We start from the raw sequence: 9,404 nt of genomic DNA on the forward strand, positions 1-9,404 counted from the left end.
TGCCAAGTGACCGCTACAAGGTGGCCTTCACTTGGTGTAAGCCGGGTCCAAGATGATCCATACCCGGAACGCGCCGAGACGCCCCGGCCCCTATTGCGAGAGCGCCATGGCCCTGCCCGTGCGAGATCAGATGAAATACTGGGGCGTCGCGCTGGCGCTGTTCCTTCTGGTGCTGTGGTGGCTGGGTGACGTGATCCTGCCCTTCCTCTTGGGCGCAGCAATCGCCTATCTTCTGGATCCGGTGGCAGACAGGTTGCAGCGTCTTGGCCTGCCGCGGGTAGCTGCGGTCGCCATCATCACGGTCGCCACGCTTCTGATCCTTGTGGCGACAATCCTTCTGGTGGTGCCGACACTGGCAACCCAGGCCGTGTCCCTGACCGAGCGGATCGCCCTGCTGATCGAACGCGCGCCCGATACGGTCGAGGGGCTGCAGACCTGGCTGTCCGGGCGGTTTCCCGGTTTCGTGGAACGATTCCCCGACTTCGCGGACATCGACACGACCCTGCGTGACATGCTGGCGAACGCGACGCAGGCGATCCGCGACCGGGCCGGCAGCCTGGTCGAAGGGGTGCTGGCCAGCGCTTCGGGGCTGGTGAACGTCCTTGTGCTGTTCCTGATCGTGCCGGTGGTCGCCGTTTATCTGCTGATAGATTGGGATCGCATGATGGCCGAGATCGACACCCTTCTGCCGCGGGACCACGCACCGACGATCCGCCGCGTGGCGCGCGATATCGACGACACGCTGGCGTCGTTCGTGCGGGGACAGGGCCTCGTTTGTTTGATCTTGGGGGTGTATTATGCCGCCGCGTTGGCCGCCGTGGGGTTGCAATTCGGGCTGATCGTTGGCGCCATCGCCGGCTTTCTGACCTTCATCCCCTATGTCGGCGCGCTGGTGGGCGGCATCCTCGCCATCGGTCTGGCGCTGTTCCAGTTCTGGGGGGATTGGGTGTGGATCCTAGTCGTCTGGGCCATCTTTCAGTCCGGTCAGTTCGTCGAAGGCAACTTCCTGACGCCCAAGCTGGTGGGCGACTCGGTCGGGCTGCATCCGGTCTGGCTATTGTTCGCGCTGTCGGCCTTCGGCGCCGTGTTCGGCTTCGTGGGCTTCCTTATCGCGGTGCCCGCGGCAGCGGCGATGGGCGTGATCGCCCGCTTCCTGACGGCGCGCTACCGCGAAAGCTCGCTTTACCAGGGGTCCGGGAGCAGAGGCTCATGAGGGCCGAACAGCTTCCCCTCGACCTTGCCCGCCGCCCTGCGCTGGGTCGCGCCGATTTCGTCGTCACGCAGGCAAACGCCACGGCGCTGGCCCTGATCGAGGCGCCACGCTGGCCCGGCGGACGGCTCGCACTGACCGGCCCGCCGGCCTGCGGCAAGACCCACCTTGTCCACGTTTGGGCCGCCGCGACCGACGCGGTGGTGGTGCAAGCCGCTGACCTGACCCGATACGACATTGCCACGCTGGCTGGCGCGACCCGGGTGGCGGTCGAGGATGTGCCCGGGATCGCGGGTCAGCGCGGCGCCGAAGCGGCGCTGTTCCATCTGTACAACCGGCTGAGCAGCATGGGGGGGCAGCTTCTGGTGACGGGTGGGGACGCACCCGCAAGATGGGGCATTGCCCTCCCGGACCTCGCCAGTCGCCTTTCCGCCATGACCGTGGCGACGATCCAGGCGCCGGACGACGCCCTTCTGGGGGCACTTCTGGAAAAGCAGTTGAATGACCAGAAACTGTCCGCCGACCTGTCGACGCTGGTCTACCTCGTCAACCGGATGCCGCGCACCGCCGAAGCCGCGCGGGATATCGCGGTCGAGCTGAACCGTCTGTCGTATGCGCGCCGGCGTGCCGTGTCGCGTGACATGGCGCGCGAGGCTCTGGCGCGCGTAGGCGTGTCGCCGTAACGTCATCAAGACAACGCATAAGGCCGCCATGACCGAAACCGACTTCCTCAACGCCCCATTCCCCGCAGCCACGGCACCCGATCCATCCGACGATTTGTCGGGCCCCGGGCGCTATTTCAATCGCGAACTGTCGTGGCTGGCATTCAACTGGCGGGTCCTGGAAGAGGCCGAGAACACGCGCGTTCCCCTGCTGGAGCGCCTGCGTTTCCTGTCGATCTCGGCTACCAACCTGGACGAGTTCTACACCGTGCGCGTCGCGGGCCTGCGAGAGCTTGCGCTGTCGGGGAACACGACCCCGGCCGCCGATGGTCTGACCCCCGCGCAACAGCTGACCCGGATCAACGCGAATGCACGCGACCTGATGGACCGCCAGCAGGACGTCTATGCCGAGCTGAAGGCGCGGATGGCCGAGGAAGGCATCCACATTCTGACCCGGTCGGATCTGGACAAAGCCGACCATACTTTCCTCGAAGGTGTCTTCCTGCAAAGCGTGTTCCCGGTCCTGTCGCCTCTGGCCATCGACCCGGCACATCCGTTCCCCTTTATTCCGTCCACAGGCTATTCCCTTGCGCTTCAGCTGGAACGGGCCAAGGACGGCAAGACCCTGCGCGCGCTGCTGCCCATCCCGCAGCAGATCGACCGGTTCGTGCGCCTCAACGCGCCCGAAGGCCAGGTGCGGGTCATCCCGCTGGAAGAGCTTCTGCTTTTGCACATCGGCACCCTCTATCCGCGCTACAAGGTGAAGGGGCACTGCACCTTCCGCGTGCTGCGCGACAGCGATCTGGAGGTCGAGGACGAAGCCGAGGATCTGGTGCGCGAGTTCGAGGTTGCCCTGAAGCGCCGTCGCCGGGGCGAGGTCGTGCGCCTGAACATCTCGGCCAAAGCGCCCGAGGGGCTGAAGCGCATCATCATGGAAGAGCTTCCCGTGAAGGAAGACGAAACCATCGAGACGGAGGGGCTGATCGGCGTCGGACACTTGTCCGAGCTTGTGCTGAAAGAACGCCCCGACCTGCTTTGGCCCGCCTTCACCCCGCGCGTACCCGAACGGGTGCAGGATCACGAGGGCGACATGTTCGCAGCGATCCGCCAGAAGGACATGCTGCTGCACCACCCCTACGAGACGTTCGACATGGTGGTTCGCTTCCTCAAGCAGGCAGCGGCCGACCCGAACGTGGTGGCGATCAAGCAGACGCTTTATCGGACCAGCCAAGACAGCCCAATCGTCGACGCCCTTTGCGAAGCGGCCGAGGCGGGCAAGCAGGTCACCGCACTGGTCGAGCTGAAGGCGCGCTTCGACGAGGCCGCGAACATCCGCCAGTCCCGCAAGCTGGAACGCGCGGGCGTTCACGTCGTCTATGGCTTCCTGAACCTCAAGACCCACGCCAAGCTGTCGGCCGTCATCCGGCGCGAAGGCGACAAGACGGTGACATATAGCCACTTCGGCACGGGCAACTACCACCACATCACGGCGCGCATCTATACCGATCTGTCGTTCTTCACGACCGATCCGGTGCTGGGCCGCGACATGACGCGGCTGTTCAACTATCTTTCTGGCTATGCCCAGCCCGAGGATCTGGAAAATCTCGGCGTCTCGCCCCTGACGCTGAAACAGAAGCTGCTGGACATGTTCGAGCAGGAGGCCCTGAACGCCGAGGCCGGAAAGCCCGCCGCGATCTGGGGCAAGATGAACTCGATCATCGAGGCGGACGTGATCGACAAGCTTTATGAGGTCAGTCAGCGGGGGGTGAAGGTCTCGCTTGTCGTGCGGGGGATCTGCGGCCTGCGCCCCGGGATCGAAGGCCTGAGCGAGAACATCCGCATCAAGTCCATCGTCGGCCGCTTCCTGGAGCATTCGCGCATCGTCTGCGTCGGCAACGGGCACGAGCTTCCCTCTAAGAAGGCGCGGGTCTTCATCTCATCCGCCGACTGGATGGGACGCAATCTGAACCGCCGGGTCGAGACGTTGGTCGAATGCGAGAACCCAACCGTCAAGGCACAGATCGTCAGCCAGATCATGGCCGCGAACATGGCAGACACGGCCCAAAGCTGGATACTGCGCCCGAACGGCCAGTTCGAACGCCCGGCCCCCGAAACGCAGGAACGGTCGTTCTCCTGCCATCGCTTCTTCCTGGAGAACCCATCGCTGTCGGGGCGCGGTTCGGCCGGGGCGAAGGACGTACCAGAACTGACCCACGCCGCGGAATGATGGGGCTGCACGTGGGACGCATCCGGGCGCCGTCTTGGATGCTTGCCTCTAGGTCAGGGCTTGCGCGTGATCCACGTTGCGTTTGATTTCCCCGAGCTGGATCACAAGTACCTGATCGAACCGCAAGGACCGAGGCCCCGCGCATGACGCCCCCTGCCCCGCCTGCCGATGAATATGGACCGTTCGGTCCTCCCCTGTTCGACGACCCCACCGCGCGGGCCGTCAGCCGCGTCGCCGTCATCGATATCGGATCGAATTCCATCCGGATGGTCGTGTTCGACGGGGCCGCACGGTCGCCCGCGTATTTCTTCAACGAAAAGGTCATGGCCGGCCTCGGCGCCGGCTTCAGCGAGACGGGGCGCCTGAACCCCGAGGGCAAGGCCCGTGCCATGGCCGCGATGCGCCGCTTTGCCAAGCTGGTCGACGGCATGGGCGCCTCGCCCGTGATCGCGGTCGCCACCGCAGCCATGCGCGAGGCCGAGGACGGAGCGGAATTCCGCGACGAGGTCGAGCGCGAGACAGGAATCTCGATCACCATCATCGACGGCGAGGAAGAGGCGCGGCTGTCGGCGCAGGGGGTCCTTTTGGGCTGGCCGGGCGCAGAGGGGCTGGTCTGCGACATCGGCGGTTCGTCGATGGAGCTTGCGGTCATCGGATCGGGGCGGATCGGACACCGTGTGACCTCTCCGCTTGGGCCGCTGCGCCTTGAAGGGCTTGGGGGGAACAAAAAGACGCTGGTGGCCCATATTCGCGAGACGGTCGACACGCTGAAGGACGAGGTGGGCGAGAAAGCGCCGCGCATGTTCCTGGTCGGCGGCTCTTGGCGGGCCATCGCGCGGATCGACATGAGCCGCAGGGACTATCCCCTGCACGTTCTGCACGAATACCGGATGACCCCGAAGGACGTGCGTGAAACTCTGAAATACATCCAGAAACGCTCAGTCGACGAACTCCGCGCCCTGACCGGCATCGGCGAAAGCCGCATGACGCTGGTCCCGCTGGCCAGCCTGGTGCTGAAGGAGGTGGTGAAAGGTTTGAAACCGGCCGAAATCGCGGTCTCGTCCTACGGCATCCGCGAAGGCATTCTATACGAACAGATGCCCCAGCCCTTGCGAGATCGCGACCCGTTGATCGAAGCCTGCCGCTTCATCGAACAGAAGGACGCGCGCCAGCCGGGGTTCGGACGTGCCTTGTACCACTTTATCCTGCCGCTATTCCGTGACCGCCCCGGCGGCCGCTTGCGGATCGTGCGCGCGGCATGCCTGCTGCACGATGTGAACTGGCGGGCGCACCCCGATTACCGCCACGAGGCCTGTTTCGACAGTGCCACGCGCGCCAATCTCGGCGGACTGACCCACGAGGAACGCCTGTTCCTGGGGCTGTCCCTTCTGCACCGTTACAAAGGATCACGCTCTGGCACCCGGTTCGATCAGATGGAAGGCGTGCTGTCCGACAAGGAACTGAGGAACGCTGAAGTCTTGGGCCGTGCGATGCGGTTCGGTGCGATGTTCTCGGCGCGGGAACCGCTGAGCCACGGGGAAATGCGTTGGTTCCCCAAGCGCCGGCACCTGGAACTACGCCTTGCACAAGAAGCCCGGGATTTGTTCGGCGAAGTTGCGCAATCGCGATTCAAGGCCCTGGTCAGTGCCTTGGACGCAACTTCCGAGGTCAAGATGCTGCGCGGAACGCTCAGCGGTGGCTAGATCTCGATCTCGTCATCCATGGGCGTATCGATCGGTCGATCTTCCTTCCGACGCAGGATGATGTCGCCGTTGGGCAACATCTCAGGCGGGTGGTAGGCGCCCAGGTCGTCTACTCCGATGCCATTGAAGTCGAAATTCTCGAGCGATTCGGCCAAGTCTCGCATCCGCGGTTCGACCTCGCCCATCAGGCCACGGAGAAGCTGGCGCGTCCCCTCGGACAGCAAATCCAGGCCTTGTTCGACATCCGACGTATCACCGATTGGCATGTCCGGGTCTTCGGTCGCCTCCTGCGCGATCGCAGGGGTAGAAAGAAGCAACGCGGTCACCAAGGCGGGAATGATGTGTCTCATTCTACAAATGGTGGGGTGCGCACCCTGAAGGTCAAGCGCGCTTGCCGAGGTTCACGCCTGTTCGGCCTCGATCAGCTCCCATGCGCGATTGAGTGCCCGTATACGGCGTTCGGCCATGTGCACCGCCTCGGGTGGCACGCCCCTGGCAATCATCCGGTCTGGATGACTTTCCTTGACCAGCCTCTTCCAGGCCGCTCGCGCCTCTGCCGGCGAGGCCCCCGGCTGCAGACCTAGAACCTCGTAGGGGTCCGGTTCTGCATCCGTGACGTGGCGGGCACGGATCTGGCGAAACTCGCTTTCGGCCAGGCCAAAAATCTCCTGGACGCGGCGCAGGAACACTTCCTCGTCCGGGTGATACGCCCCATCGGCAACGGCGATATGGAACAGCCCGTCCATCAAGTCGATCAGGCTGTCGCTGCCTTCGGGGCCGAACATGGCGCGGATGCGACGGGCATAGTCGTCGAACCCGGCAACGTCCTGTCGGGCAAGATCGAACACCCGTCCCGCCGCAGCCTCGGCCCCGTCGGGGATCTGGAAGACCTCGCGAAAGGCCGTGACCTCGTCGCGTGTGACCTGTCCGTCGGCCTTGGCCATCTTTGCCCCCAGGGCGATGACGGCGATCGTGAAGCCGACGCTGCGTTCCGGCGCGGTGCGCAGCCGATCGAACACGGTCGCCAGGCTTTCCCCCTGACGCAGGGCCGACAGAGCATCGGTAATGCGGGACCAGATTGACATGGCGCGAAGTTAGCCTTCGCGCGCGCTTAGGCAAAGCGGCGAAAACACCTTGGCTGGCTGCTGGAACGCAACCTGCTGGACGGGCGCCGCGACCAGGGACAAAATCTAGTTGCCGATGACGCCAGAGAGCGTCTTCAGACCCTCTGGCGTGGCAATTTCGGCCGCCAGACCGGGTTGCGGTCCGACCTCGATCTGCAAGCGATCCGTCGCTGCCAGTCGCGGCCAAGCCGTCCGGATGTCCCCGGCTCGGGGATGCGTAAGGATCAAGCGCTGCAGTCGGCACCCGGATGGGGACAAAAGATCGGCGGCCGTCCGACCCTGCCAAGACAGAAGCATGGGCAGCACGCCGTCGAACGGCAGTTCTCCGCTTGGGGGAATGGCCATTTGCCACGACAGATCGCCCCGGGTCAGCGAGGTCAGTTCCCCCATCCCCATGGGCGCCTCGGCCAGTGCGCGGGTCATGTCATCCGCCTGCGCCGCCCAGTTGGTAAGGCGGGGCGGACCCGAAAACCGGTCCATCGCGAACCACCGGGGACGTCCGGGATCGGGGGCGTCAGGATCGACGGCTATGACCTCTAGATACATGTCCGGCCCTAGCGAAAGCAGCCGGTTGTGGGTGCCCATCAGAGAATGTTTGCCGCCCTGTACGGGTGCAACGCCGAGCGCTTCGTGTACAGCCTCCGCCCCGGTATCGAGATCGGGAGCCGTGATGACGATGTGGTCGATGTTCAAGTCGTATCCCTCCTGACAGGCTCCAGGGCTTTGCCCCGAACACACCGGCTGGTTGATCGTATCTTCTGCAAAAGTCCAGAAGGAGGCAGGGCACACCGCTGACAAAAGAAGACCGTCGGGGGCCAAGGGGATCCGGCGGCGATCTTTCTTCGGCAGTGGTTTGCTTGCTGATGACCATCATGCCGGTGAGACTTTGCAGAGGTGCGTTGGCTTGGTCACGCCGTCGGGCTCTGCGCGTAACTCGCGGAGCCGATACGACGCGGATAGAGGCGCTTGCGAACGATGCCGGCCTCGTCGCGATCGATGGCGCTGTTCATTCCCGCCTCGGCAATCGTCCGGTAGTAATCGGCAAGACCGTGGATCCGGGAGGCAGCTTAGAGCCGCCGTTCGCGTCGGTCAGAACGCCCAGGACACGGAGCATGATCGACATCGCGGATCTCGGCGAGGGCAAGGTCGGCTGCCGTAATCCGGCACGGCGGGGCAAACAGCGTCTCAAAAGGCGGCCTACCGAAACAAGAACTGACCCACGCACGGCTCGGATTATGCGCTTGTCCTGCCATAGCGTGATAGCCGCTCTTGGCCGAGGCCAAGTGCAAACCGCATTTTGCTGTATGCTTTACTTAAACGGAAAGAGCGAGCATGGCGGGGTTCATCAAGGGGGGTGGTCGTGATCAGGGACGCGCGCGCTTCCACTTGCTGGATCGAAGCCGTCGGTTCGAAATTCACAATGACGGCATTGTCCAGATCCACCAGATAATAGGTGGAATAGCTTGAACCCGATGCCCAGCAGCAGCATGCGGTTCAATGCTGGCAAATACCTAAGCTTGTAGTCCGACGATACTCTGCGATCTTGGTTCGGAGCATGGACAGGATGCAATTTGCCGTTCCCCGGGTCTTGGCCGAGGGTCCGATGCAGGAAACTCGAAACCGCGGGAGGCCAGCATGCAAGGACCGAACACCGGGACCGCCGACCGTTCCTGGGATAGTTCGAGATGGTCGAGGCGACTGTCGCTGATCGTGGCGACCGTGAGCGCGGCCGTGCTGGTCCTCGGCTGGGGAGCTGATATCGATTTCCTCCGCCGCATCCGGCCGGACTTTGCGGCCATGGCTCCAAGCGCCGCCATGTGCTTCATGCTGCTTTCAGCCGGGCTCTTCGTGTAGACGAGAACGGACGGCCGCCTCGTCCAGACGATCTGCGCCTTCCTGGCGGGCGCCATCGCGGGGGTCGACCTGCTTGTACGTGTTGGAAGCGATCGTGGCGGAATCGACGATTTCATCGTTCCATCCCTCCCGTCAGGCGACGGCATGGCCTTTGCCACGGCAGTATCCATCATTCTTGCCTCCTATAGCCTAGCTGCACTGGCTTGGAGTCATCCATCCAGGCCGCGCGCGTTTCAATGGTCGGCCTGACCTGCCACTGATCTTTCATCCAGCGACGACCGGAGCCCGGTTGGTGTTTACGCCGGCTGGCGCAGGTTGAGCAATCGCCCGACGTGCGGAGCTTTCATCTCACGCAGCGGGGCGGTTGATTGCGGTGGTCAGGGTCCGCGCGTAGTCGACCGGGGTCTGGTAATCCAAGGCCGAATGCGGGCGTTCGGTGTTGTAGTCGTTAGCCCATGCGGCGATCACGATCCGCGCATGGGCCAAGTTGCGGAACGTGGTCTCGTCGAGCAGCTCATCGCGCATCCTGCCGTTGAAGCTCTCGACGAAACCGTTCTGCATTGGCTTTCCCCCCTCCCGGGATCATGCTCCGCATGACCCTGCCGGGCAACGGGACGCGATGTA

General features: G+C 64.0%; 8 protein-coding genes and 1 pseudogene. 5 read left to right on the forward strand and 4 right to left on the reverse strand.

From position 1 onward, the window contains the following. The first annotated feature begins 106 nt into the window (after positions 1-106). From PAA8504_RS10155 to ppx, 4 genes are all read left to right on the forward strand, one after another. Positions 107-1,213 (forward strand): AI-2E family transporter, encoded by a 1,107-nt coding sequence (locus tag PAA8504_RS10155; protein ID WP_108894046.1) that lies wholly within the window; start codon positions 107-109, stop codon positions 1,211-1,213. Further along, a complete protein-coding gene (locus PAA8504_RS10160) occupies positions 1,210-1,893 on the forward strand; it encodes a P-loop NTPase family protein (RefSeq protein WP_108894047.1) in 684 nt (227 codons plus the stop codon). Before PAA8504_RS10155 ends, PAA8504_RS10160 begins: the two co-directional genes overlap by 4 nt. A gap of 28 nt (positions 1,894-1,921) precedes the next feature. Continuing rightward, positions 1,922-4,099 carry an RNA degradosome polyphosphate kinase gene (locus tag PAA8504_RS10165; RefSeq protein WP_108894048.1) on the forward strand — a complete coding sequence of 726 codons (2,178 nt, stop codon included), beginning with the start codon at positions 1,922-1,924 and terminating at the stop codon, positions 4,097-4,099. A 143-nt stretch (positions 4,100-4,242) separates the two neighbouring features. After that, entirely contained in the window at positions 4,243-5,802 is a 1,560-nt protein-coding gene (gene ppx, locus PAA8504_RS10170; RefSeq protein WP_108894049.1) for an exopolyphosphatase, read from the forward strand. Here ppx and PAA8504_RS10175 read toward each other — a convergent pair. From PAA8504_RS10175 to PAA8504_RS10185, 3 genes are all read right to left on the reverse strand, one after another. Continuing rightward, on the reverse strand, positions 5,799-6,152 hold the full coding sequence (locus tag PAA8504_RS10175) for an AAA+ family ATPase (protein ID WP_108894050.1): 354 nt from the start codon (positions 6,150-6,152) through the stop codon (positions 5,799-5,801). The genes ppx and PAA8504_RS10175 overlap by 4 nt on opposite strands. A gap of 51 nt (positions 6,153-6,203) precedes the next feature. Next, on the reverse strand, positions 6,204-6,887 hold the full coding sequence (locus PAA8504_RS10180; RefSeq protein WP_108894051.1) for a molecular chaperone DjiA: 684 nt from the start codon (positions 6,885-6,887) through the stop codon (positions 6,204-6,206). Positions 6,888-6,992: 105 nt separating this feature from the next. Continuing rightward, complete coding sequence (locus PAA8504_RS10185) at positions 6,993-7,619, reverse strand: VOC family protein (RefSeq protein WP_108894052.1); 627 nt, start codon at positions 7,617-7,619, stop codon at positions 6,993-6,995. A gap of 942 nt (positions 7,620-8,561) precedes the next feature. Between PAA8504_RS10185 and PAA8504_RS10190 the strand changes: the two genes are divergently transcribed. Further along, complete coding sequence (locus tag PAA8504_RS10190; protein ID WP_108894053.1) at positions 8,562-8,780, forward strand: hypothetical protein; 219 nt, start codon at positions 8,562-8,564, stop codon at positions 8,778-8,780. A 264-nt stretch (positions 8,781-9,044) separates the two neighbouring features. Here the strand turns inward: PAA8504_RS10190 and PAA8504_RS10195 are convergent. Next, positions 9,045-9,350: pseudogene (locus tag PAA8504_RS10195) on the reverse strand (integrase core domain-containing protein); the annotation flags it as partial. Positions 9,351-9,404: the final 54 nt, after the last annotated feature.

This window comes from Palleronia abyssalis, from assembly GCF_900302445.1.
Taxonomy (GTDB): Bacteria; Pseudomonadota; Alphaproteobacteria; order Rhodobacterales; family Rhodobacteraceae; genus Palleronia; species Palleronia abyssalis.